Genomic DNA, 21,735 nt, shown 5'->3' with positions numbered 1-21,735 from the left:
ACACAAACTGTGGGAGCGAGCTTGCTCCCACAGTTGGATTTTTGTTGTTCCAACTATCTGTGCAGACCTATCGCAACCGCTCCAGCATCTGGTAATACCACATCCCCGCCGCCAGCATCGGGTTGCCGAGCAGGTCGCCCATGGGCACGCGGATGTGTTGGCAGGCGGCGAAGGTATCAAAGTTTTCAAGCTGCCCGGTGATCGCGCGGCCCATGATTTCGCCCATGATGTGGGTGGTGGCGATGCCGTGGCCGGAGTAGCCCTGACAGTACCAGACGTTGTCCGAGAGTTTGCCCAGTTGCGGGATGCGGTTGATCACGATCCCCATCGCGCAGCTCCACTGGTAATCGATGGCCACGCCTTTGAGTGCCGGGAATGTTTGTTCGATGCACGGGCGCAACTCGGCGGCGATGTCGCGCGAATCCTTGCCGCTGTAGTTGGCGCCACCGCCGAACAACAGGCGGCCGTCGGCGGTCAGGCGGTAATAGTCGAGTACGAAGCGGCAGTCATAGACGGCCAGGTCTTCGCGGTTGATCTGTTGGGCCAGGTCACCCAGCGGCGCGGTGGTGACGATGCCGCCCATGGCCGGGAAGATCTTGCCCTTGAGCTTGCCCGGTTCCAGTTTGTGATAGACGTCGCCGGCCAACAGCACCTGGTTGGCGTCGATGCGGCCGTGGGCGGTGCGTATGCCTGGCTTGTCGCCGTGAATGATCTCCAGCACTTCGCTGTTTTCGAAGATCAACGCGCCGAGGCTTTGCGCTGCGCGGGCTTCGCCGATGCACAGGTTGAGCGGGTGCAGGTGCATGTTGCGGGTGTTCTTGATCGCGCCGTGGTAAAGGTCGCTTTGCAGCAGGTCGCGCACCTGGCTGCGGTCGAGCAGGCTGACGTCGTCGCCCATGCCACGGCGCAGCGCTTCGTCGTAGTCCTTGCGCAAACTGTCCATGTGCACCGGTTTGTACGCGGCGTGCAGGTGACCGTGCTTGAGGTCGCAGGCGATGCCGTATTTCTCCACCCGCTGCTCGATGATCTGGTGCCCGCGCCAGCGCAGGTGCCAGATGAAGTCATCGACGTCTTCGCCCAGGGTGCGGCGCATCTGTTTGCGCATCGCTTCTTCACCCGAGAGGCTGCCAGTGACCTGGCCGCCGTTGCGCCCGGTGGCGCCCCAGCCGATCTTGTGGCTTTCGACGATGGCGACCTTCAGGCCTTTTTCCGCCAGTTCGACCGCCGTGGCGACGCCGGTGAAGCCGCCGCCGATGATGACGACGTCGACGCGGTGCTGGCCTTGCAGGGTGGGGTAGTCGGTTTCGTGGTTGAGGGTGGCGGTGTAGTAGGAATTGCAGCGTGGTTGAGTCATGTTCATGTCCAGGCGAAAAGAGGTAGACAGACAGCGCGATCCTTGTGGGAGCGAGCCTGCTCGCGAATAGGCCGGCACATTCAGCACTTGTAGTGACTGATACACCGCTTTCGCGAGCAGGCTCGCTCCCACAGGGGCGCGGGTTGGCTGATTAACAGGCTCACGCCTCAGTCAAATACCAACGCCAATCCTGTTCACCCACTTCAGCCATGAACTGTCGATACTCTGCACGCTTGACCGCCAGATACACCCCCAGGAATTCCTGGCCCAATGCGTCCCGCGCCCACACCGAATTTTCCAGCGCCGTCAGTGACGTCAGCCAGTCGGTCGGCAGCAATTGCGTGGCTTGCGCGTAGCCGTTGCCTTGTACCGGTTCCCCAGGGTCGAGGTTCTCGCTGATGCCGCGATGGATGCCGGCCAGGATCGCCGCCGCGGCCAGGTACGGGTTGGCGTCGGCACCGCAGATGCGGTGTTCGATGTGCCGGCTGTTGGCCGGGCCGCCGGGCACACGCAGGCTGACGGTGCGGTTGTCGACGCCCCAGGTCGGGGCCAGCGGCGCATAGCTGTTGGCCTGGAAACGCCGGTAGGAGTTAGCGTTGGGGCAGAACAGCAACAGCGAATCGAGCAGGCTGGCGAGCATGCCGCCGATGGCCGTGCGCAGCAGCGGGGTGCCGGCGGGGTCCTCGGAGGCGAACAGGTTGCGGCCTTCGGCGTCGGCGATGCTGACGTGCATGTGCATGCCGGTGCCCGCCAGGTGATCGAAGGGTTTGGCCATGAACGTCGCTTGCATGCCGTGCTTGTGGGCCACGGCCTTCACCAGTCGTTTGTAACGCACCGCCTGATCCATCGCCTGCAAGGCATCGCCATGTTCCAGGGTGATTTCCACTTGCCCCGGGGCGTACTCGGAAATCGCCGTGCGCGCCGGAATGCCATGGAGTTTGCACGCGGCATAGAGGTCGGCGAGGAAGGGTTCGATCTGCTCCAGTTCGCGCAGGCCATAGACCTGAGTGTGTCGCGGTCGACCGCCGTCCGCGTCCAGCGCCGGTTGCGGACGACCGTTGTGGTCGCGCTTGGCATCCAGCAGATAGAACTCCAGCTCGCACGCCATCACCGGGTAGTATCCCTCGGCTTGCAGGCGGTCGATGACCTTGATCAGCAGATGACGCGGGTCTGCGATGCTCGCCGGCATGCCTTCTTGCGGGTGCATGCTGACCTGCACCGCCGCCGTCGGAATCTGCCGCCACGGCAAACGCACCAGGCTGCCTTCGAGCGGATAGGCGCGGCAGTCGATGTCGCCCACCTCCCAGACCAGCCCGGAGTTCTCGACGTCATCGCCTTGCAGGGTCAGGCCGAGAATGGTGCTGGGCAGCGGGCGACCGCTCTCATACACCGCCAGCAGTTCCTCGCGGTGCAACAGCTTGCCGCGCGGCACACCGTTGGCATCGAGAATGAACAGCTCGATCATGTCGATATCGGGGTTGTTCGCCAAAAAGGATTGGGCGTCTTCAAGGGCTGCGAATTTCATGGTTCGTCACTCACGTGGGCGTCCCGCGGACGCACGGATTCAGGCCAGGGCACGACGACGGATAAAGACCCGCCGCGGGCTGGCAGCGATAGCGAAAAGCTGGGGGCTCGACGCGTCGTGGACGCGATCAGGCGAGCAGGGGGCTATCCGGCGGGCGTGCGGAGTGGCGCAGTTTGGAGCGGCGAAGGGCCATGGGCAGGTTGACGATGCGTTTCATGAGGCAATGCCGTCCGCGACCAACACAGGTGTGGTCAGGATCGAGACATCCAGCAAGTGGTGCTCTGACGGTGAGGTGCTCATGACTCAGGTTTCCAGCAGGGGGAAATCGTCGGTGGCGGATAACGAGCTATCCGCAGTGACTGGATACTAGGGGTGAAAGTGAACGCTGTAAACGTCTGTTTTCAGCGAAGCAGGTGCACGCCCAATCCGATCAAGGCGCAACCGGACAACACTTCGATCACCCCACGCTTGAACCGCAGCAAGGCAACGGCCGCCGCGATCGCGATCAGCAGCGAAGGCCAATCCAGGTGACCGTCGAAGCCTTTGGGCCACAGTACGTGATAGCCAAAGAAGCACGCCAGATTGACAATCACCCCGACCACAGCGGCCGTGATCGCTGTCAGCGGCGCGGTGAATTTGAGTTCGTTGTGCGTCGATTCCACCAAGGGGCCGCCGGCGAGAATGAACAGGAACGAAGGCAGGAAGGTGAACCAGGTCACCAGCATGGCGGCAACCGCACCGGCGAAAAAGGCCTGATCGGGACCGAACACCTGATGCACGTAGCCGCCGATAAAACCGACGAAGGCAACGACCATGATCAGTGGCCCGGGGGTGGTTTCGCCGAGCGCCAGGCCATCGATCATCTGCGTCGGCGTCAGCCATCCATAGTGGCCGACCGCGCCCTGGTACACATAGGGCAGCACCGCGTACGCACCGCCGAAGGTCAGCAACGCCGCCTTGGTAAAGAACCAGCTCATCTGCGTCAACGTGCCTTCCCAGCCGAACAGGGCGGTGAGCGTGGCCATCGGCAGCGTCCACAACACCGCGCCAATGAGCGCCAGGCGCAGTGATTTCCAGCGACTGAAGCGGGCGTGTTCAGGCGTCGGTGTGTCGTCATCGATCACCGCCGCGCCGAAGGATTTTTGCGCAGCGCCGTGGCCACCGGTGCGGAACTGTTCGGGTGCCAGACGCCCGCCAAAATACCCGATGATGGCCGCCCCCAGCACGATCAGCGGAAACGGCACGTTGAGCGCGAAAATAGCCACGAATGATGCGGCGGCAATGCCCCACATCCAGCCGTTTTTCAATGCCCGGGAGCCGATCCGATGTGCCGCCTGCAGCACGATGGCGGTCACGGCAGGCTTGATCCCGTAAAACAGCCCGGCCACCGCCGGCACCTCACCGAAGGCGATGTACACCCACGACAGGGCAATCAGGATGAACAGTGACGGCAGCACGAACAACCCTCCGGCGATCACGCCACCCCAGGTCCGGTGCATCAGCCAGCCGATGTAGGTCGCCAGTTGCTGGGCCTCGGGGCCAGGCAGCAACATGCAATAGTTGAGCGCATGCAGGAATCGCCGCTCGGAGATCCAGCGCCGGCGTTCGACCAGTTCCTGGTGCATGATCGAAATCTGCCCCGCCGGCCCGCCGAAACTGATGAAGCCGAGCTTGAGCCAGAAGCGAAATGCATCGTGCAGGCTGATTGCTGCAGGCTTTGTGTGTGCTGACGGGGTGTTCGGGGTGGGCGTGGGGCTCAAGCGAATGTTCCTTGCAGAGGCGCTTTGAGCCAGTGACTTTAGCCGTGACGCCGGGCTTTGGGTAGTCGCCTGTCAGGGTAGAGCCTACCGGCGTACTGGGCTCGAACCGGCAGCCTGCAGGTTTTGTGTGTCAACTCAGCACAAAATCCACCGGCTCAAGCGTTGGCGGCAGCTCCGTCACGCCCAGTGCGGCGAGGACGTCGCGCTCGATATTGCGCACGATAGCGCCAGTCGTTGATCGCCCCGGATTCGTTGAGTGAGGAGCACTGCTGGCCTGCCTGCAGCAGAATCTGCCCACTCACATCGGTGGTGTTGCCATTAGGCATCGGTTGCAGCCAGTCGCCACTGGAGGCTGCGCAGGGCAATGCGCTTGGCGATCGAGCCCTTGAGCGAAGTCAGGACGCCGATCAGGTTGGGCTTGGGCCTGACGATCATGGTTATCAGCCGCCTGTCATGTTCATGAAGCGAATGACCTGGACCTCGTCGTTCACTTCGAAAGTGTGCCGATAAGGCTTGAGCTTCATGGCCTCGATAATGGCTAGTTCCAGACGTTCCGGTTGTCCGGGGTGACTGCGCAACACGGCCTTGAGATCGACAGAGTGCTCGTTGCCCAGGCACAGCAGCAGTCGACCCTCGACGGTCAGCCGCACCCGATTGCAGGTGCCGCAGAAGTTGTGGCTGTGGGGGGAAATGAACCCCAGGCGAATCTGCGGCGCCTCGGCCAGGCGCCAGTAGCGCGAAGGGCCCTGGGTCGACTCGGCGGAGTCAATCAACGTGTAGCGCTCGGCGATCCGCTCTCGAACCTGGGCACTGGAATAGAAGGACTGCGCGCGGCTGTGCTCATCGATGAGGCCCAAGGGCATTTCTTCGATAAAGGAGATGTCGAGGTTGCGGTCGATGGCGAAGCTCACCAGATCGTTGATCTCGTGATCGTTGCGACCCTTCATTACCACGCAGTTGAGCTTGGTATTGCGAAAGCCGGCCTTGTTGGCGGCGTCGATGCCCTTGATCACCTGCGCCAGGTCGCCGGTCCGGGTCAGCTCGCGAAAGCGTTGCGGGTCCAGGCAGTCGAGGCTGATATTGAGGCGCTTGACCCCGGCCTCGAACAGGGGGGCGGCAAGCCTGGCCAACTGCGAGCCATTGGTGGTCATGCACAGTTCACGCAGGCCGGGCAGGGCGGCGATCTTCTCGCACAGCTGCACCACGCCCGGGCGGATCAGCGGCTCGCCCCCGGTCAGACGGATCTTGCGCGTGCCCAGTGCGACGAAGCTCTGCGCCACCTGATAGATCTCTTCCAACGTCAACACCCGTTGGCGCGGCAGGAACTGCATGTCCTCGGCCATGCAATACACGCAGCGGAAATCGCAGCGGTCGGTGACCGACAGGCGCAGATAATCCACGCGCCGGGAGAACCCATCGATCAAGACTCGCTCCGTCATGAAATCCTCGCTTGGCGCCGCTCGCACTTGAATGAAGGGTCCGCTGTCAACGGATGTGTTGAGCGCAGACTAAGAACAACGGGCGAGGGCGTCCAATCACTATGAGTAACCGGCTGATCGACGGGCTCTATGATGAACTGTTTTTTAGTCATCAACAGCAATTAGCCAATATTCAAAGCGCACGCCTATGGGCTTCTCCGTGAAACGATCAATGGCCTGGATCAGGTCACGGAGAATTCCATCTCAAGTCGCTGGGGAGCCGGCGACTACTGCTTCGCCCCAAACATCACCGTCCAGTAAATCCCCGCATCACTCTTCGGATCGACCGCATACGCCGCGCCCAGGTCGCGGAACTGCGGATTCATCAGGTTGGCGCAATGGCCGGGGCTGGCCAGCCAGCCGTCGACCACCTTGCGCACGCTGTCCTGGCCGGCGGCGATGTTTTCGCCGATCTGCTGGAAGTCGTAGCCCGCGAGCTCCGCGCGGTCGCCTGGGGTGCGGCCGTCGCGATCCTTGTGGTCGAAATAGTTGTTGTTGGCCATGCTGCGCGACTGGGTTTCGGCGGCGCTCGCCAGGATAGCGTCCCAGGTCAACGGCGTAGTGGCGTTGAAGGATTGCGCCCCGCACTGGCGGGGGCGGCTGCGCGCGATGTTGAGTTCGGCCAGCAGTTTTTGCCCTTCGGCCTGCGAATCGCCCAAGCGTGCGCTCAACAAGGGACGGGCCAGGACGATGCGCCACTCGCGGTCCTGGCGGCTGACGCCGACGTCGACGAACTGCGGGTCGAGCACGATCTGGCAAAAACTCTCCTGGATCGCTTTCATGGCCGAGGGCGCGTCCCGCGGCCCGTTCAGGCTGATCGCCTGCACGTTCTTCATCGGATAACCGGCGCTGGCCATGGCCTGTTGCAGGTTGCCGACGCTGGCAGCGGACAGCACCAGCCGTGGGTCGGCCGACAACGGCGGAAGTTCCGATGACACCTGGCCGGCGCAACGTTGCAGTTGGCCACGGAAGAGGTTGATCGATTCGATCAGTTGCGACTCTTCGCTCGCCAGTGCGGTGGTGGCAAAGACAAGACCCAGTGAAAACCCGGCAAGGCGAAGAGTGGACGACAGGAAATGCATGGAAATCCTCCTTGAGCTGACTGCACCCATGATGCGCGAAGTGCCCCCCTTGAGCGCAATGCCTTTTTCCGGGATCTGGCCTGCCGTGTGCAATCATTTCAATACTACACTGAAGCGATACTGCCTAGAGAGTAGTGCCCGACCATGCGCCAAGACTGGATAGCCACCTTCCTCGCTCTGACCCTGCTCGCTATCCCGGCATTCGCCGCCGACCAGGAGAACAAACAGAAAGTCGCTGAAGACAAAGCCGAGGTACTGGAGCATAAGGCCGCGCAAAACAGCAGCCCCGCGTCGGCATCCAGGTCCGAAGCCATTACCCAGCCCGAGGTCCAGGCCGTGGACCCGGTGGGGAAAGCGCCGCTGGATGACGCCATCACCTGTCTCGCCCGTTCGATCTACTGGGAAGCCAAGGGCAAGAACGCGATCGACATGGAAGCGGTGGCCAATGTGGTCATGAACCGCCTTGGCCACCAAGGTTTTCCCGATACCGTGTGCGGTGTGGTCAAGCAGGGTTCGCAGAGCAAGAACTGCCAGTTCTCCTGGTGGTGCGACGGTCGTTCCGACTCAGTGCAGGAAGAGGTGCCTTATGCGATGGCGAAGGAAATCGCACGCAAGGCGCTGAACAAGCAATTGCCGGATCGCACCAAGGGGGCGCTGTATTTTCATGACCGCACGGTGAAACCGGATTGGGCCAGGGAGTACATCAATACCGCCAACATCGGCTTGTTCAAGTTTTACAAACCCCATGGCGGGGATGCGAAGTAGTGGCGTTTGTGCAGGAAAAACCCTGAAATTTATCGACGCCAGCGAAACTGCAATATTTCTGTTTTACAAGCTTCATGACCGAGCAACACGTTAGAAATGTCATGAACGGAAACAGAACATGAAGCAGGCCTGGTTTATCAGCAGTCACACGGCATCGCCCGGTGCCTCCTCTCGAGTGGACGCCTCGTGACGGTTCTCGTCACCGGCGCCGCCGGATTCATCGGCTTTCATACGGCCAGGCGCTTGTGCCAGGACGGTCATGACGTGGTCGGTATCGACAACCTCAACGACTACTACGATGTCGCGCTCAAGCAGGCACGCCTCAGGGAACTGCAGTCCCTGCCGGGTTTTCGCTTCCTGAAAATGGACATCGTCGACAAGCCGGCCTTGATGGATTTGTTCCGCGAGCAGCGGTTCAGCGAAGTGGTGCACCTGGCAGCCCAGGCCGGCGTGCGTTATTCGCTGGACCAACCGGATGCCTATGGCCAGTCGAACCTGGTGGGGTTCCTCAATGTGCTGGAAGCCTGTCGGCACCATCGCCCCGAACACCTGATCTATGCGTCGAGCAGTTCGGTGTACGGCAGCAACCGCAGCATGCCTTTTCGCGTCGAAGATGCCGTCGATTACCCGGTTTCGTTGTACGCGGCCACCAAGCGGGCCAATGAGCTGCTGGCCCACAGTTACTGCCATCTGTACGGCTTGAAGGCCAGTGGCCTGCGCTTCTTTACCGTCTACGGGCCCTGGGGCCGGCCCGACATGGCGCCGTTCAAATTCACCCAGGCGATCCTCAACGGCCAGCCCATCGACGTCTACAACCAGGGCGAGATGGCGCGGGACTTCACCTACATCGACGACATCGTCGAAAGCATCGCCCGCCTGCGCACACGGCCGCCGGTGGCGGACGTACCTGGCCAGGGTTGCAACCGCCTGTTCAACATTGGTCGCGGCGAGCCCATGGCGCTGCTGGATTTTATCAGGTGCCTGGAAACGGCATTGGGCACAAAGGCCCGGCGCAATTTCATGCCGATGCAGGACGGTGATGTGGTCAAGACCTGGGCCGATGTCTCGGCGCTGCAAGCGTGGATCGACTTTCGCCCGCGGGTGTCGGTTGAAACCGGTGTCGGGGCCTTTGTGCAGTGGTATCGGCAGTTTTATCAGATTTGAAACGTTCGCCGCTGATAACGGTAAACCCAGAAGGGCGAGGGGACTCCATGAGCCAAGACATATTTGTATCGGTACTGATTCCGGCGAAGAACGAAGCGAACAATCTCAGGCCGCTGCTTGAAGAGGTGCGCGAGGCGCTGGCCAACGAAGCGTATGAAATCATTGTCGTCGACGATGGCAGTACCGACGCCACCTTGCACGAGCTGCGACAAATCAAAAACAACGGCCTGAGCGCCTTGCGCATCCTCCATCACCAACGCTCGCTGGGGCAGAGCACATCGCTCTATCACGCGGCACGGGAAGCGCGCGGGCAATGGCTGGCGACCCTCGACGGCGACGGCCAGAATGATCCGGCGGATATTCCCGGCATGCTCGCGCTGGTGCGCGGCGAGCGGGGCAGGGGCGACGTGCAACTGGTGGCCGGTCACCGGGTCAACCGCCGCGACACCGCAAGCAAGCGCTGGGCTTCGCGTTTTGCCAACGGCCTGCGCCGTCGCTTGCTCAAGGATTCCACACCGGACACCGGCTGCGGCTTGAAGCTGATCGAGCGCGCGGCGTTTCTGCGCCTGCCGTATTTCGACCACATGCATCGATTCATCCCGGCGTTGATCCAGCGCCACAACGGCCGAATGATAGTCCATCCGGTCAACCATCGCGCGCGCACGGCCGGGGTGTCCAAGTACGGCAATCTCGACCGCGCGCTGGTGGGCGTACTTGACCTGATCGGCGTCTGGTGGCTGATCAAGCGCACGCGGTTGCACACCCATGCCCAGGAGTTCGAAGGATGATGCTGACTCGTGAAACCTTGTGGCTGGTGATCGGTTTCGCCGGCCAGATCGCCTTCACCGGCCGCTTTGTCTTGCAGTGGCTGTACAGCGAATACAAAAAACGCAGCGTGATTCCGGTGAGCTTCTGGTATTTGAGCATCGTCGGCAGCACGCTGCTGTTCGCCTACGCGATCTATCGCCAGGACCCGGTTTTTATCGTCGGCCAGGCCTTTGGCGCCATCGTCTATTTGCGCAATCTGCAACTGATTGCCAAAAGCAAAAGCCTGAAGGAATAACCGATGCGCAGATCGTTGTCGCCCAGGGTCGAGTGCCTGGGCCTGATGCTGTTTGCCCTGCTGTTGATCGGCGCCGGTCTGGGCTGGCGTCAGGCGCAGAATGTGGACGAAGAACGCTTCCTCGGTGTGGCCCTGGAGATGCTGCACAACGGCTCATGGCTGATCCCGCACCGTGCCGGTGAGATCTACGGCGACAAGCCGCCCATCTTCATGTGGACGGTGGCGTTCTTCGTCTGGCTCACCGGCATGCCCAACATCGCGTTGTATATTCCAGGGCTGTTTTCGGCGGTAACGGTGACGGCAATGGTCTACGACCTTGGCCGTCGGTTGTGGACCCAGCGCATCGGGCGCATCGCAGCGCTGTTGTACCTGGCGACCTACCAGACCTACAGCATCCTGCGCACTGGGCAGATCGACAGTTTCCTGATTCTGTTCACGACCCTGGGCTTGTACGGCCTGGCGCGTCATCTGCTGCTCGGACCGGCCTGGCGCTGGTTCTATGTGGGCTGCGCGGCGATGGGCATCGGCGTGATCACCAAAGGCGTGGGCTTTCTTCCGGCGTTGCTGCTGATCCCCTATGCCTACGCGCTACGCAAGGGCTGGCCGGGGGTGGTGGCGATGCCGGGGCAGGCGCGCAAGTGGCTGCTCGGATTTGGCTTCATGCTGGCCGCGATTGCGGTCTGGCTGCTGCCCCTGGCCTTGTCCATAACGCTCAATGGCAGCGCTGACGAAATCGCCTATGCGCGGGAAATCCTCCTGCGCCAGACCGCCGGACGCTATGCCGCCGCCTGGCATCACCGTGAACCTTTCTGGTACTTCTTTACCAACGTCATTCCCCAGTATTGGCTGCCGCTGGTATTGGTCTTGCCGTGGCTGGTGCCCGCCTGGCGCCGTCAGCTGCAAAAACGCGATGGCCGGGTGCTGGTGTTGCTCGGCTGGGTGGCGCTGGTGGTGCTGTTTTTCTGCATCAGCAGCGGCAAGCGCAAGTTGTACATTTACCCGGCGTTGCCGGGGCTGGTGCTGGTGGCGGCGCCGCTGGTGCCCTGGTTGCTGCAGCGTTGGTTCAGGCAGCGCCGGCGATTTCGGCGAGTGTTCCCGGCATTGGTCGCCACCTGGTTCGTGCTGTGGTTCGCCCGGGGTTTTGTCGAGCCGATCAGGGACGGGACCAATCCCAATCAAGTGCTCATGGCACAGGCCAACACCCTGACCCAGGGCGCCGACCTCGTATTGGTCAACTGGAGCGAAGGGCACTGGCTGTTCGCCCGTCAGCCGATCGTACACTTCGGCATGCTCGACTCCACCGTGGAAAGGGCGGCGCAATGGTTGCGCGAACACCCGCAGGCCTATGCCCTGGTGCCGGCCGACGTGCTGGGCCGTTGCTTCAAACCCGAGGCTGCACGGGCACTGGGGCAGAACACCCGGGCGCAATGGTCGATTGTCGGCGCGCAGGCCGATAACGGGCAGTGTCATCCGGGTGTGTCGGCGACGGTGTACCGGTTTTCCTGGGCTGACCCGCAGGTGCAAGCGACAGTCGCTTCATCGAAGCGACCCTGAAGAGGCGCAATGATCAAAACTTCGCATCATGCAACGCATCGACAATCGCCGGGCCGCCGATGCCAGTCAGGGACAGTAGCAGTGAGCGGATCAACGGATCGTCTGCATAACGCACCGGCGTGCCTTCCATGGGCCAGATGACAAACAACGCACGGGTAACCACCACGTACAACCAGGTGGCGAGCACTGCCCGCGACATTCGCGCGCAGAACGAGCCGCAGATGCAATGCTGTTACGTATCAGTGTTGATGGCGACGCCAGAAACAGCGGGCCAGCAAGGCATCGAGGCTGAACTTGCCGGGGCCTGACAGGACCAGCGGCACCAGGGCGGCGAGGTAGATCAGCGGCAGCTTGAAGTTGCCGAAACCTTTGTTGCTGATGGAGTAACCCTGGGCCAGTTCGCTCAAGGTCGACCAGTCGGCCGGCCAGTGCACCGCGGCGGTCGCGACAATGGTCACCACGATCAGGCTGATTGCCGAGAACCGCGTGGCCAGGCCCACCAGCAGGGCGAGGGCGCAGATCAGCTCTACCCACATCGACAGTTCCCAATTCAGGGTGGCTGGCAGGTGGTTGAACGGAAACAGGAAACGGTCCTGGATGTCGGCGAACCAGTTCTCGCCGTTGAATTTCTCCAGGCCTGACTCGAAGAACTCCCACGCAAGGAACACCCGCAGGGTCAATGGCGCGATCCAGCTTCCGGCTCGGTCAAGGTTCAGGTGCAGGCCTTTGACGGCCGATGAAATAGTGGCGCTCATGGTTGATCTCCTTCGAGGCAGGGATGTCGGGCGGGGGATTGCCCGTTGAGGCTTATTTCATCAACCGGGTGTATCTGCGTTGTGTCGTTTGTGCGGGGATTTAAGTGCGGGTTGTGTCGGGGGCGGGGCTGTACACACTTTGATACGTAGTTCGCGCAAAACGTCCGGCCTGAACGCAAACCCTGTGGGAGCGAGCCGGCTCCGGGCAGCGTTCCGACGATGAGGTGCTGTCAGTCGATATCAATGTTAACGGTGAGACCGCTTTCGCGAGCAGGCTCGCTCCCACAGCAATGGTGCTGGCTCTATGGATATGGGGGCGGGTGACGCTCAGTGACTTTTGCTATACATTTTCCACCCGCCCATTGCATGGTGTAACCGCTTCATGTCTCTTGCGCTCGAACGTCTAGTCGCTGGCACGCCGATCCCTTTCGCCGGTAATCGTGTCACCGTGGTCAGCCCCGAACTGGCGGCTCGCTTTCAACCCGGTGACCACCTGTTGGTGGAGCAGGTCAGCGGTGAACTGTTGCTGATCCCGGTGGCAGACCAGCAAGCGGCGGCCGTCGCGATCGAGCGTGCCGAGGCGGCGTTCAAGGCGTTGTCGACGGTGTCGGACCAGGCCATCAGCGCCTTCTTCGATGAGTTCGCCCAACGTCTGGAGACGCCTGAGTGCTGGGCCTTGATCGAGGCTGCGAACCAGGCCGACATCGAACGGGCCAAGGCCCGCGGCCGTTCGACCACGCGTTTGCTGGCCGATGAGCGCATGCGCCGCGACATGATCAAAGGCCTGCGCGCATGGCGCGATGCGTCGGCCACCCGTGGCAAAGTCATCAGCTGCGTCGAGCACGACGGCTGGAAAGTCGAGCAAGTGGTCTCGCCGCTGGGCATCGTCGCATTCGTCTTCGAAGGCCGGCCGAACGTTTTCGCCGATGCCGCCGGTGTGTTGCGCACCGGTAACACCGCGGTGCTGCGCATTGGTAGCGATGCGTTGGGCACGGCCCAGGCCATCGTCACCCACGCACTGGACCCGGCGCTGAATGACGCCGGCCTGCCGACCGGTGCGGTGTCGCTGGTGGAAAGCGTCAATCACGCCGCCGGTTGGGCAATGTTCGCCGACCGCCGCCTGTCCTTGGCCGTGGCCCGCGGTTCGGGGCGCGCCGTCAGTCAACTGGGCAGCATCGCGCAGCAGGCCGGCACCGCCGTCAGCCTGCACGGTACCGGTGGCGCCTGGTTGATCGCCCACACGGATGCCGATGCCACGCGCTTCGCCGCCGTGGTGCGCAACTCCCTCGACCGTAAGGTCTGCAACACCCTGAACGTCTGCCTGATCCACCGCGATCGCGCCGCTGAGCTGGTGCCGTTGTTTCTCGATGCGCTGCAACAGGCTGGCCAGTCTCGTGGCCAGGGCTGCAAGTTGCACATCGTGGAAGGCAGCGAATCGTTCCTGCCGGCGGGTTGGCAAACCGCGAGCGTCGAGGTCTACCGCGCCGAAGGCTACCGCACCGAAGCACAGGCCGAACCTTTGCCGGAAGATCAACTGGGTCGCGAGTGGGAGTGGGAAGAGACCCCGGAGGTCAGCCTGAAGATCGTTGACGACCTGGACAGCGCCATCGCCTTGTTCAACCGCTACAGCCCGCAATTCACCGTGTCGCTGCTCAGTGAAGATGCCGCGACACAGGAACGCTTCTACAACGCGGTCAACGCGCCCTTTGTCGGCAACGGGATCACCCGTTGGGTCGATGGTCAGTACGCACTCAACAAGCCGGAACTGGGCTTGTCGAACTGGGAGAGCGGGCGCCTGTTTGCGCGCAGCGCGATTCTTTCGGGCGATGGTGTCTTCACCATTCGCAGTCGCATGACCCAGGTCGATCTGTCGGTCAAACGCTAAAAAATATCCGCAGCGGCTGCCTGGGCGATCGCTGCGGTCGAGCTCAGGCGGCTTCGACGGCCTTGCCATACACGGCGCAAGTCCTCGGGTGATCGGCCAGCGACACGAACGTGCGGCTGCCGCCATCCAGGGCATCGATCGAGCCGGTCTCGATGTCGTACACCCAGCCATGCAGGTTCAGCAGGCCTTTCTCCTGAGCCAGGCGTACGCTCGGATGAGTCTGGATGTTCGCCAGCTGGGCGATGACATTCTCGCGCACCATCGAACTGACTTTGGCCGCCTCATCCGCGTGGGGCCGGGATTGGTTGATCACCTTGGCCGATTCGGCGTGTTGCAACCAGCCGCTGACGGCGGGCAGGTGGTCCATGCATGTGCACTTGGCAACTGCCGTCATCGCGCCGCAGTCGGAATGGCCGCAGATCACGATGTCGGTCACGCCGAGCACCGCGACCGCGTACTCCACCGTGGCCGACACACCACCTGGATGGGGGCTGTAGGAGGGCACGATGTTGCCGGCGTTACGGATGACGAACAGCTCGCCGAAGTCATTCAGCACACCGCCATGGCAACGATCCTTCCGGAACCCATCGCTACTGCAGAGCGTGCATTGCGCCGGATTCCATTGCTGGGTGAGGGGCCCAGGCGCGGGGCCGCGCTGCTTCGGCGCAAGAACAATTATCACAGTGCTGCAGCGTTGGCTTTTATGGACCTGGTACCGGGTACCGATTTTTCCTGACCACTGCGCCCTTCCTGCAGTGGTTAGTTTGCAGACAGGAAAATAAAAAGGGCCTGCTCTTTTTGGGAGCAGGCCCTTTTTTGAATGAGTTAAATGTTAATCAGTAGAACCGATCAATCACCCGAACTTCGTTCTGGTTCTGCAACGAGTCCCACGCCTGTTTCAGCGTTTGCAGAACATTCCCGATGAAGTCCTTGTCGGCCGCGGCTTTCTTGCCGACATAGCCCTGGCCGCGACGGTACATTTTCAGTCGGGCGAGCAGGTTCTGGTTGTTCTGGTCGAACTCCGCTTCATGGGCATGCGGCGACAGGCAGTCAATATGCACCTGGCCCGATTTGCTGATCCAGAGAATATGGCTGTCGTGGCTGTCTTTTTTAGCCGCGAACATACGAGCCAGTTCTTCGATAGTGGGTTGATTGTTCAGATTCATGATAAAGCCCCCTTGACCATTTGGTGATCTTTCAAAGTTGATTCGCTAATACATGTAGCCCATCGGTTAGTTGATCCCTGGCACCGAAACCAGGACGTCAGCAGTCGTCCGCCAAAATCGACAGGGTCCCGCGTCTGTTGCATGTAGTCGTGTTGAATAACTGCTACGCAATAGCGTCACAACGAAGAGAAGCGGCGATAACCTTTGGCCCCTGCCGACGTTTTCAGGGTCGGCCACAAGCATCATGAGGATGGATCGCCAGCGCTTCTCGCCCTTGTACTGGACGTTCAGGCCAGGTCAGCTTCTTCAATCTGCCTTGTGGGCAGCGTGTATCCGGAAAAAACAGCTCGGCGGTCAGACGAGCTTGCTCAAGCGTGTTGCCAGTACTCCCGATCGGGGAGATGTCTGCATCATGCAAGGGCAAATCGAAGGCGTCAACGGTTTTGTAGTGAATATTTTTAGTCACTACATATTGTCCGACAAAGATGATTTGGAATTAGAAAGGGGGCTACCTGCGCCTGCACCCTGAAGAAGCTGGCTTGCCAGCGAAGACGTCCTTGAGCCTGTGTTGGTCTTTCAAACGCCTTCGCCGGCAAGCCGGTTCCTACAGGGGGTATGGGTTTTCAAAGCAGTAAACGCTGCACGGCAACCCCTGGATCGACAGCTGATGAAGGCTGAACCGGTTTTGCGTGAGCCCGGGTATCACGGCTGCCCAGAACAACCGTGCCGGCAGGTTCGCCTCGACATGGAAAATTTGCCATCGGCCGGGGAGCCGGTTCAACAGGGTGGACACGACAAACCTGGCGACACCCTGGCCACGAAAGCGTCGACTGACAAACAGGTACCCGATGTTGTGGCGAGCATCGGGCACATGGGTGTCGTCGTCCACGGTCACGAAGCCGGCCAGCTCCCCGTCGACCTTGATCAGAAAGGCCTGGGTCGTGGGTTTGCGCCAGTAGTCGGTGAGGGGCAGGATACTGAAAAAACCCTGCTCGCCCAGGGGAAGCGGCAACCACTCGCTAAAATCATAGGTGTAGAACTGCATCAGGTTTTCAATGGTCTGCAGCTCGTCGCGCCGGGCCGCGTGCAGTTCAATCGAGATCATCTGGAAGGTTCCCGCCGATGGCTGTGCAAGACAGGGGCAGTATGGTCGAAACCTTGCGCTGCAGAACGCCCTCAGCGCTTGGGTAACATCCTGGTCAAGGTGTTGTCGCGCATGTAGTAATGATGGAACAAACCCACCACCGCATGCAGGCCGATCAACCAGTAGCCGGTGCTGCCGAGCAGTTCGTGCCAATGCTTCAATTGCTTGGCCAGGTCAGGATCGACCATTACCGGGGCCGGAAGGAAAAAGCCGAAGTAGGGCACCGGTTTGCCCGCTGCCGCCAGCATCAGCCAGGCCAGTAGCGGTGTGGCGATCATCAAGACGTACAGGGCCAGATGCATCAGGTGGGACATACCCGTTTGCCAGGCAGGCAATGCCGGTGTGATGGGCGGGCGCGGGGTGAGGCGTGCGAGCAAACGGATCCAGACGAGTGCAAAAATGCTCAGCCCGAACACGCCGTGCAGGCCGAGAAACAGGCCCTTGAAGGCATTGCCACGCGGCAACAGCCCTTTGATTTCGATGCAGCCGTACACGCCGACAAACAACGCCAGCATCAGCCAGTGCAAGGTGATCGACAGTTTTCCGTAGCGTGGCGCTGTGTTTTCGCGGGTCATCTTGGGCCTCGTGAACGTCGTGGGCCGCCGACTCACTCGAGCAGCCAGGTTCCGGTCGAGATCGAACCGGCGGTGGCCACACTGCCGGCCGAGCCTTAAGCAAATCTGAAGAGCACTTTTGCTCATCCTTTTGGCACCTTCAGACTTCGTTAAGAAATGCCCTCGATACTTCTCCCCAATAGATCCGGGGGAGGTATTTTTCAATGTCCGATTTCAACTGGAATGTTCAGTTGCCGCTGCAATTTGGCCAGGCCGAAACGCCGCGTTTGCACCTTGCCAAGGCCTTGCCTGGCGACCCGCAACGGAACGCCTTCGAAATCTTTATCCAGCAACGTTTTCGCAAGGCCCACGGGGCCGACATTCGCCATTTCATGCCGCAACTGTTCGGCATGAGCGATGCGTCCAATGCACTGTGTGCCGTGGTCGGTGTACGCGTGGCGAGCGACGGACCGCTGTTTCTTGAGTGTTACCTGGACGAGGCGATCGATCCGCTGATCAGTGCCACGGCAGACCATTGCGTAGACCGATCGGCCATCGTCGAGGTGGGCAATCTGGCCGCCAGCGACACCGCAAACGCTCGCTTGAGCATCATCGCCATGACCTATCTGCTGGCCATGGGGGGGCTGGAATGGGTGGCTTTTACCGGCAACCTGGGGTTGGTCAACAGCTTTCATCGCCTGGGTTTGAAGCCTGTCACGCTGTGTGCCGCCGACCCTGCGCGACTCGGTGAGGACCGTCACGCCTGGGGCAGTTACTACGAGAGCAAGCCCTGGGTTCACGTTGGCAACATCCGCGCCGGATTCATTCATCTGCGCAATATCGGGATGTTCAGCCGCCTGGGATTGCCAACGTCCAGTGAGGGGTGCTGCGATGTCGCCTGAAGTGGAAGGTTTCATGCAGACCCTGCGCAAGCATGCCGAGGGTAGGGCAAACGCCACTGCGTTGTGGGGCGATCAGCTGAAACTGGACTACGCCACGCTGTATGCCGAAGTAATGGACCGCCAGCAGCGACTGCGCGATGAACAGATCGAGGTCGTGGCCCTGGCGCTGGACAACGGCGTTGACGCCATGCTCTGGGATCTGGCTGCACTGTTCGCCGGCCTGACCTGTGTAGCCTTGCCGGGCTTTTTCAGCCCGGCGCAACGCACTCATTGCCTGGAGCAAAGCCGCGCCGAACGGGTCATTGCCGAGCCGCATCTGCACGACGAACTGCTCGCGGCGGGTTATCACAAGGACGGCGAGTTCTGGCGCCGCACCTTCAGCGGCCCGAACCGGATGCCTGAAGGCACGGCCAAGTTGACTTTCACTTCCGGTACCACGGGTACGCCCAAAGGGGTGTGCTTGGGTGCAGACAGCATCTTGCGGGTCAGTCGCGAGCTGTACCTGGCCAGTAAGCCCACCGACCCGCAGCACCATCTGGCGCTGCTGCCGCTCGCCATTTTGCTGGAGAACATCGGTTGTTATGCGGCGCTGTATGCCGGTGCGACTTTGAGCCTGCCTGGCGCGAAGACCCTGGGGATCGAGGGGGCCAGCGGTGTGAATGTGCCCCAACTGCTGGGATGCCTGGCCAGCCGGTCGCCCCAGAGCCTGATCCTGGTGCCGCAGTTGCTGCTGATGCTCGTCAGTGCTGCCGAGCAGAAAGCCTTCGACCCACGGCACCTGCGTTTTGCCGCCGTGGGCGGCGCCCGGGTGTCCGGGGATCTGCTGCGGCGTGCCGAACGGGTGGGCTTGCCGGTCTACGAAGGGTATGGACTGTCGGAATGTGCATCGGTGGTCTGCCTCAATCGTGCGCAAGCGCATCGCCCTGGCAGTGTTGGACAGCCCTTGCCCCATGTGCAGATTCGCCTGGCGCAGGACGGCGAAGTGCTGATCAAGGGATCAACCTTGCTGGGCTATCTGGGGGAGGCGCCGCACACCGCGCAGTGGTGGCCCAGCGGCGATCTTGGCGAGTTCGACGCCGAGGGTTTTCTCTACCTCAAGGGCCGCAAGAAACATCAGTTCGTCACCAGTTTCGGGCGCAATGTGAATCCGGAGTGGGTGGAGGCCGAATTGACCCAGCGCGGGCTGATCGCCCAGGCCTTCGTCCATGGCGAGGCCATGGCGCACAACCATGCGCTGCTGTGGCCCCATCGCCCCGATTGCACTGAGGAACAACTGGCCGCCGCCGTCAGCCAGGCCAACGAGGCTTTACCCGGGTACGCCCAGGTCCATCGCTGGACCCGTCTCGATCAACCTTTCACCGCCGCCAATGGTTTGCTCACCGCCAATGGCCGGCCCCGGCGTGACGCCATCATCGAACGCTACCGGGAGCAACTGAGCGAATCCGCATTTTCCGAGGAAACCGCACCATGAGTTTTTTTGACAGGCTGCAAGAAGCCACGCAACAACAACGTGCCGAACTGTTCAACTTGCCGATCATCCGGGATGCCGTGGAGGGCAAGGTCAGCCTGGACAGTTACCAGGCCTTTCTCGCGCAGGCCTATTACCACGTGCGTCATACCGTCCCCTTGATGATGGCTTGCGGCGCGCGCCTGCCGTCGCGCCTGGAATGGCTGCGAGAAGCGGTCTGTGAGTACATCGAGGATGAATATGGCCATGAGAAGTGGGTGCTTGATGACATCGAGGCGTGCGGCGGCGACAAGGATGCTGTACGCACCGGGCGTCCGTCCATGCCGATCGAGTTGATGGTCAGCTTCCTCTACGACCTGATTGCGCGGGGCAACCCCGTGGGGCTGTTCGGCATGGTCAACGTGCTCGAAGGCACCAGCATCGCCCTGGCCACCCAGGCCGCCGACAGCATTCGCGAACACCTGGATCTGCCGCAAAGCGCCTTCAGCTACCTCAGTTCCCACGGTTCACTGGATATCGAACACATGCAGACCTACCGTCGACTCATGAACCAGCTGGAAGACCCGGACGATCAGGCCGCTGTCATTCACGCCTCCACAGTGGTCTACCGGCTGTACACCGATATGTTCCGCGGCCTGCCCCATGACGGGGAGAATCTGCATGCGCCTGTCTGAAGCCCGCGTGGTGTTGACCGGAGCCAGCGGCGGCATCGGCCTGGCCATCGCCACGGCCCTGTGCGCCAGTGGTGCCCGGGTCTTGGCGGTGGCACGCAATCGGCAACCGCTGGTGCCGCTGCTCGAGCTGTACCCGCGCAACCTGTTCTGGATCGGGGCGGACCTGACGCAGCTCTCAGAGCGCCGAGAAGTACTGGCGGAAGCCGAAAGCATCGGCGGCATCAACTTGCTGATCAATGCCGCCGGGGTCAATCATTTCGCCATGCTCGAACAGCTGGACGACAGTGAGATCAACGCGATGCTGGCGGTGAACATCAGCGCGCCGATCTGCCTGACCAAACTGCTGCTGCCACTGCTCAAGCAGGCCGACAGTGCCATGGTGGTCAACGTCGGCTCGACCTATGGCTCCATTGGCTACCCTGGTTATGCCAGTTACTGCGCGACCAAGTTTGCCCTGCGCGGGTTCTCCGAAGCCCTGCGCCGGGAGCTGGCGGATACCCGGGTCAGCGTGCTCTACGTCGCCCCTCGAGCCACCCGCACCAGCATGAACAGCCCGGCTGCCCAGGCGCTCAACGATGCGCTCAAGGCCAACGTCGACGATCCGCGAGCCGTGGCAGCCGCCGTGATTCACGCCATCGCCGGTGACCGTCGTGACTTGTACCTGGGCTGGCCGGAACGCTTTTTCGTTCGTCTCAACAGCCTGCTGCCACATCTGGTGGACCGCGGCTTGCGCAAGCAACTGCCGCTGATCCGCCACCTGAGCCAGAAACCTGACAAGGAGAATCTCAAGCCATGAACAAGATCATTGCCTGCCTGCTGTGCGGTGTATTGAGCCAGAGTGCCTGGGCGCTGGATGCCGCCGACCAGCAACGCCTCAACGGGATCCAGCAAAGCTGGGCGCACATTCAGTACGAGTTGCCGGAGGGACAACGCACCGCGGCCTTCGAAAAACTCGCCGCGCAAGCATCAAGCTTCACCCAGGAGCGCCAGGCCGTGGCGGAAGCCTGGATCTGGTCCGGTATCGTCACCAGCAGTTGGGCCGGTGCCCAGGGCGGTCTCGGTGCGCTGAGCAAGGTCAAGGATGCCAAGGCCGACCTGGAAAAAGCCCTGGCCCTGGACCCCAAGGCGCTGCAAGGCTCTGCCTACACCAGCCTCGGTGCGCTGTATGACCGGGTGCCAGGTTGGCCCATCGGTTTTGGCGACTCGGACAAGGCCGAACAATTGCTCAAAGTGGCCTTGCAAATGAACCCCAATGGCATCGACAGCCTGTACTTTTGGGGAGATCACCTCTACCGTCAGAAGCGATATGTCGAGGCCAAGGCCGCACTGCAAAAAGCCTTGCTGGCCGCGCCTCGTCCCGGCCGCGAATCCGCCGATGCCGGGCGCCGCAAAGAGATTGAAGCGTTGTTGGTGGAAGTGAACAAGAAACTTGGCTGACAGGA

Annotated in this window: 21 protein-coding genes and 4 pseudogenes; 12 read left to right on the top strand and 13 right to left on the bottom strand. The window is 61.5% G+C overall.

Going from position 1 to position 21,735, the window contains the following annotated elements:
• Positions 1-67: 67 nt before the first annotated feature.
• From NQL71_RS24705 to NQL71_RS24680, 6 genes and pseudogenes are all read right to left on the bottom strand, one after another.
• Positions 68-1,354 carry an NAD(P)/FAD-dependent oxidoreductase gene (locus tag NQL71_RS24705; RefSeq protein ID WP_046817308.1) on the bottom strand — a complete coding sequence of 429 codons (1,287 nt, stop codon included), beginning with the start codon at positions 1,352-1,354 and terminating at the stop codon, positions 68-70.
• Positions 1,355-1,514: 160 nt separating this feature from the next.
• Positions 1,515-2,879 carry a glutamine synthetase family protein gene (locus NQL71_RS24700; RefSeq protein WP_077185770.1) on the bottom strand — a complete coding sequence of 455 codons (1,365 nt, stop codon included), beginning with the start codon at positions 2,877-2,879 and terminating at the stop codon, positions 1,515-1,517.
• A 401-nt stretch (positions 2,880-3,280) separates the two neighbouring features.
• Positions 3,281-4,639, bottom strand: coding sequence for a chromate efflux transporter (gene chrA, locus NQL71_RS24695; protein ID WP_248687777.1), 1,359 nt, complete (start codon positions 4,637-4,639; stop codon positions 3,281-3,283).
• Positions 4,640-4,966: 327 nt separating this feature from the next.
• Positions 4,967-5,074, bottom strand: a pseudogene (locus NQL71_RS36875) (bestrophin family protein); the annotation flags it as partial.
• A gap of 5 nt (positions 5,075-5,079) precedes the next feature.
• A complete protein-coding gene (moaA, locus tag NQL71_RS24685; protein ID WP_274643498.1) occupies positions 5,080-6,078 on the bottom strand; it encodes a GTP 3',8-cyclase MoaA in 999 nt (332 codons plus the stop codon).
• Positions 6,079-6,344: 266 nt separating this feature from the next.
• Complete coding sequence (locus NQL71_RS24680) at positions 6,345-7,199, bottom strand: CAP domain-containing protein (protein ID WP_077185772.1); 855 nt, start codon at positions 7,197-7,199, stop codon at positions 6,345-6,347.
• 144 nt (positions 7,200-7,343) lie between these two features.
• On the opposite strand from NQL71_RS24680, the gene NQL71_RS24675 reads away from it, so the two are divergent.
• From NQL71_RS24675 to NQL71_RS24655, 5 genes are all read left to right on the top strand, one after another.
• Positions 7,344-7,964, top strand: a complete 621-nt coding sequence (locus NQL71_RS24675; protein WP_274643497.1) for a cell wall hydrolase — start codon at positions 7,344-7,346, stop codon at positions 7,962-7,964.
• 186 nt (positions 7,965-8,150) lie between these two features.
• The gene (locus tag NQL71_RS24670; RefSeq protein WP_046817276.1) at positions 8,151-9,128 is read left to right on the top strand and encodes an NAD-dependent epimerase; all 978 of its coding nucleotides are present in this window, start codon (positions 8,151-8,153) and stop codon (positions 9,126-9,128) included.
• A 47-nt stretch (positions 9,129-9,175) separates the two neighbouring features.
• Positions 9,176-9,916, top strand: a complete 741-nt coding sequence (locus NQL71_RS24665) for a glycosyltransferase family 2 protein (RefSeq protein ID WP_274643496.1) — start codon at positions 9,176-9,178, stop codon at positions 9,914-9,916.
• Entirely contained in the window at positions 9,913-10,191 is a 279-nt protein-coding gene (locus NQL71_RS24660) for a lipid-A-disaccharide synthase N-terminal domain-containing protein (protein ID WP_046817278.1), read from the top strand. The genes NQL71_RS24665 and NQL71_RS24660 overlap by 4 nt, the downstream gene beginning before the upstream one ends.
• Before the next feature lie 3 nt (positions 10,192-10,194).
• Entirely contained in the window at positions 10,195-11,745 is a 1,551-nt protein-coding gene (locus NQL71_RS24655; protein ID WP_274643495.1) for an ArnT family glycosyltransferase, read from the top strand.
• A gap of 13 nt (positions 11,746-11,758) precedes the next feature.
• On the opposite strand, the pseudogene NQL71_RS24650 reads toward NQL71_RS24655, so the two are convergent.
• Together NQL71_RS24650 and NQL71_RS24645 are read right to left on the bottom strand one after the other, a co-directional pair.
• Positions 11,759-11,977, bottom strand: a pseudogene (locus tag NQL71_RS24650) (hypothetical protein); the annotation flags it as partial.
• Between the two features lie 7 nt (positions 11,978-11,984).
• On the bottom strand, positions 11,985-12,500 hold the full coding sequence (locus NQL71_RS24645) for an HvfX family Cu-binding RiPP maturation protein (RefSeq protein ID WP_046817281.1): 516 nt from the start codon (positions 12,498-12,500) through the stop codon (positions 11,985-11,987).
• 382 nt (positions 12,501-12,882) lie between these two features.
• Here NQL71_RS24645 and NQL71_RS24640 point away from each other — a divergent pair, with 382 nt between their 5' ends.
• Positions 12,883-14,385 carry an aldehyde dehydrogenase family protein gene (locus NQL71_RS24640; protein ID WP_046817282.1) on the top strand — a complete coding sequence of 501 codons (1,503 nt, stop codon included), beginning with the start codon at positions 12,883-12,885 and terminating at the stop codon, positions 14,383-14,385.
• Between the two features lie 43 nt (positions 14,386-14,428).
• Here the strand turns inward: NQL71_RS24640 and NQL71_RS24635 are convergent.
• Positions 14,429-14,926: pseudogene (locus NQL71_RS24635) on the bottom strand (carbonic anhydrase); the annotation flags it as partial.
• Here NQL71_RS24635 and NQL71_RS24630 point away from each other — a divergent pair.
• Positions 14,921-15,121 (top strand): annotated as a pseudogene (locus NQL71_RS24630) (transcriptional regulator CynR); the annotation flags it as partial. The pseudogenes NQL71_RS24635 and NQL71_RS24630 overlap by 6 nt on opposite strands.
• A gap of 100 nt (positions 15,122-15,221) precedes the next feature.
• Here the strand turns inward: NQL71_RS24630 and NQL71_RS24625 are convergent.
• The 4 genes from NQL71_RS24625 to NQL71_RS24610 form a co-directional block, all read right to left on the bottom strand.
• The gene (locus NQL71_RS24625) at positions 15,222-15,551 is read right to left on the bottom strand and encodes a hypothetical protein (protein WP_046817284.1); all 330 of its coding nucleotides are present in this window, start codon (positions 15,549-15,551) and stop codon (positions 15,222-15,224) included.
• A gap of 223 nt (positions 15,552-15,774) precedes the next feature.
• Entirely contained in the window at positions 15,775-16,017 is a 243-nt protein-coding gene (locus NQL71_RS24620) for a hypothetical protein (RefSeq protein WP_274643493.1), read from the bottom strand.
• Positions 16,018-16,155: 138 nt separating this feature from the next.
• On the bottom strand, positions 16,156-16,656 hold the full coding sequence (locus NQL71_RS24615; RefSeq protein WP_274643492.1) for a GNAT family N-acetyltransferase: 501 nt from the start codon (positions 16,654-16,656) through the stop codon (positions 16,156-16,158).
• Positions 16,657-16,727: 71 nt separating this feature from the next.
• A complete protein-coding gene (locus NQL71_RS24610) occupies positions 16,728-17,270 on the bottom strand; it encodes a cytochrome b (protein WP_046817287.1) in 543 nt (180 codons plus the stop codon).
• Between the two features lie 203 nt (positions 17,271-17,473).
• On the opposite strand from NQL71_RS24610, the gene NQL71_RS24605 reads away from it, so the two are divergent.
• Genes NQL71_RS24605 through NQL71_RS24585 form a run of 5 tightly spaced genes read left to right on the top strand, consistent with a single transcriptional unit; the run spans position 17,474 to position 21,730 of the window.
• Positions 17,474-18,151 carry a thermostable hemolysin gene (locus tag NQL71_RS24605; RefSeq protein WP_046817288.1) on the top strand — a complete coding sequence of 226 codons (678 nt, stop codon included), beginning with the start codon at positions 17,474-17,476 and terminating at the stop codon, positions 18,149-18,151.
• Positions 18,141-19,622: an AMP-binding protein gene (locus tag NQL71_RS24600; RefSeq protein WP_046817289.1), complete on the top strand. Its 1,482-nt coding sequence runs from the start codon at positions 18,141-18,143 to the stop codon at positions 19,620-19,622. Before NQL71_RS24605 ends, NQL71_RS24600 begins: the two co-directional genes overlap by 11 nt.
• Positions 19,619-20,293, top strand: a complete 675-nt coding sequence (locus NQL71_RS24595) for an iron-containing redox enzyme family protein (protein WP_046817290.1) — start codon at positions 19,619-19,621, stop codon at positions 20,291-20,293. The genes NQL71_RS24600 and NQL71_RS24595 overlap by 4 nt, the downstream gene beginning before the upstream one ends.
• Positions 20,280-21,089, top strand: coding sequence for an SDR family oxidoreductase (locus NQL71_RS24590; protein ID WP_046817291.1), 810 nt, complete (start codon positions 20,280-20,282; stop codon positions 21,087-21,089). Before NQL71_RS24595 ends, NQL71_RS24590 begins: the two co-directional genes overlap by 14 nt.
• The gene (locus NQL71_RS24585) at positions 21,086-21,730 is read left to right on the top strand and encodes a tetratricopeptide repeat protein (protein WP_046817292.1); all 645 of its coding nucleotides are present in this window, start codon (positions 21,086-21,088) and stop codon (positions 21,728-21,730) included. The genes NQL71_RS24590 and NQL71_RS24585 overlap by 4 nt, the downstream gene beginning before the upstream one ends.
• The last annotated feature ends 5 nt before the right edge of the window (positions 21,731-21,735 follow it).

It is taken from the genome of Pseudomonas serbica, assembly GCF_028823535.1.
Classification (GTDB): Bacteria; Pseudomonadota; Gammaproteobacteria; order Pseudomonadales; family Pseudomonadaceae; genus Aquipseudomonas; species Aquipseudomonas serbica.
The sequence above is the reverse complement of the archived record's forward strand: the minus strand, read 5'-3'. Positions and strand labels throughout refer to the sequence as shown.

Coding starts and splice junctions, on each gene's coding strand:
- NQL71_RS24675 (WP_274643497.1), top strand. CDS start 7,344: ATGCGCCAAGACTGGATAGCCACCTTCCTCGCTCTGACCCTGCTCGCT.
- NQL71_RS24615 (WP_274643492.1), bottom strand. CDS start 16,656: ATGATCTCGATTGAACTGCACGCGGCCCGGCGCGACGAGCTGCAGACC.
- NQL71_RS24665 (WP_274643496.1), top strand. CDS start 9,176: ATGAGCCAAGACATATTTGTATCGGTACTGATTCCGGCGAAGAACGAA.
- NQL71_RS24610 (WP_046817287.1), bottom strand. CDS start 17,270: ATGACCCGCGAAAACACAGCGCCACGCTACGGAAAACTGTCGATCACC.
- NQL71_RS24660 (WP_046817278.1), top strand. CDS start 9,913: ATGATGCTGACTCGTGAAACCTTGTGGCTGGTGATCGGTTTCGCCGGC.
- NQL71_RS24590 (WP_046817291.1), top strand. CDS start 20,280: ATGCGCCTGTCTGAAGCCCGCGTGGTGTTGACCGGAGCCAGCGGCGGC.
- NQL71_RS24645 (WP_046817281.1), bottom strand. CDS start 12,500: ATGAGCGCCACTATTTCATCGGCCGTCAAAGGCCTGCACCTGAACCTT.
- moaA (WP_274643498.1), bottom strand. CDS start 6,078: ATGACGGAGCGAGTCTTGATCGATGGGTTCTCCCGGCGCGTGGATTAT.
- NQL71_RS24595 (WP_046817290.1), top strand. CDS start 19,619: ATGAGTTTTTTTGACAGGCTGCAAGAAGCCACGCAACAACAACGTGCC.
- NQL71_RS24600 (WP_046817289.1), top strand. CDS start 18,141: ATGTCGCCTGAAGTGGAAGGTTTCATGCAGACCCTGCGCAAGCATGCC.
- NQL71_RS24585 (WP_046817292.1), top strand. CDS start 21,086: ATGAACAAGATCATTGCCTGCCTGCTGTGCGGTGTATTGAGCCAGAGT.
- NQL71_RS24705 (WP_046817308.1), bottom strand. CDS start 1,354: ATGACTCAACCACGCTGCAATTCCTACTACACCGCCACCCTCAACCAC.
- NQL71_RS24655 (WP_274643495.1), top strand. CDS start 10,195: ATGCGCAGATCGTTGTCGCCCAGGGTCGAGTGCCTGGGCCTGATGCTG.
- NQL71_RS24680 (WP_077185772.1), bottom strand. CDS start 7,199: ATGCATTTCCTGTCGTCCACTCTTCGCCTTGCCGGGTTTTCACTGGGT.
- NQL71_RS24625 (WP_046817284.1), bottom strand. CDS start 15,551: ATGAATCTGAACAATCAACCCACTATCGAAGAACTGGCTCGTATGTTC.
- NQL71_RS24605 (WP_046817288.1), top strand. CDS start 17,474: ATGTCCGATTTCAACTGGAATGTTCAGTTGCCGCTGCAATTTGGCCAG.
- NQL71_RS24700 (WP_077185770.1), bottom strand. CDS start 2,879: ATGAAATTCGCAGCCCTTGAAGACGCCCAATCCTTTTTGGCGAACAAC.
- NQL71_RS24640 (WP_046817282.1), top strand. CDS start 12,883: ATGTCTCTTGCGCTCGAACGTCTAGTCGCTGGCACGCCGATCCCTTTC.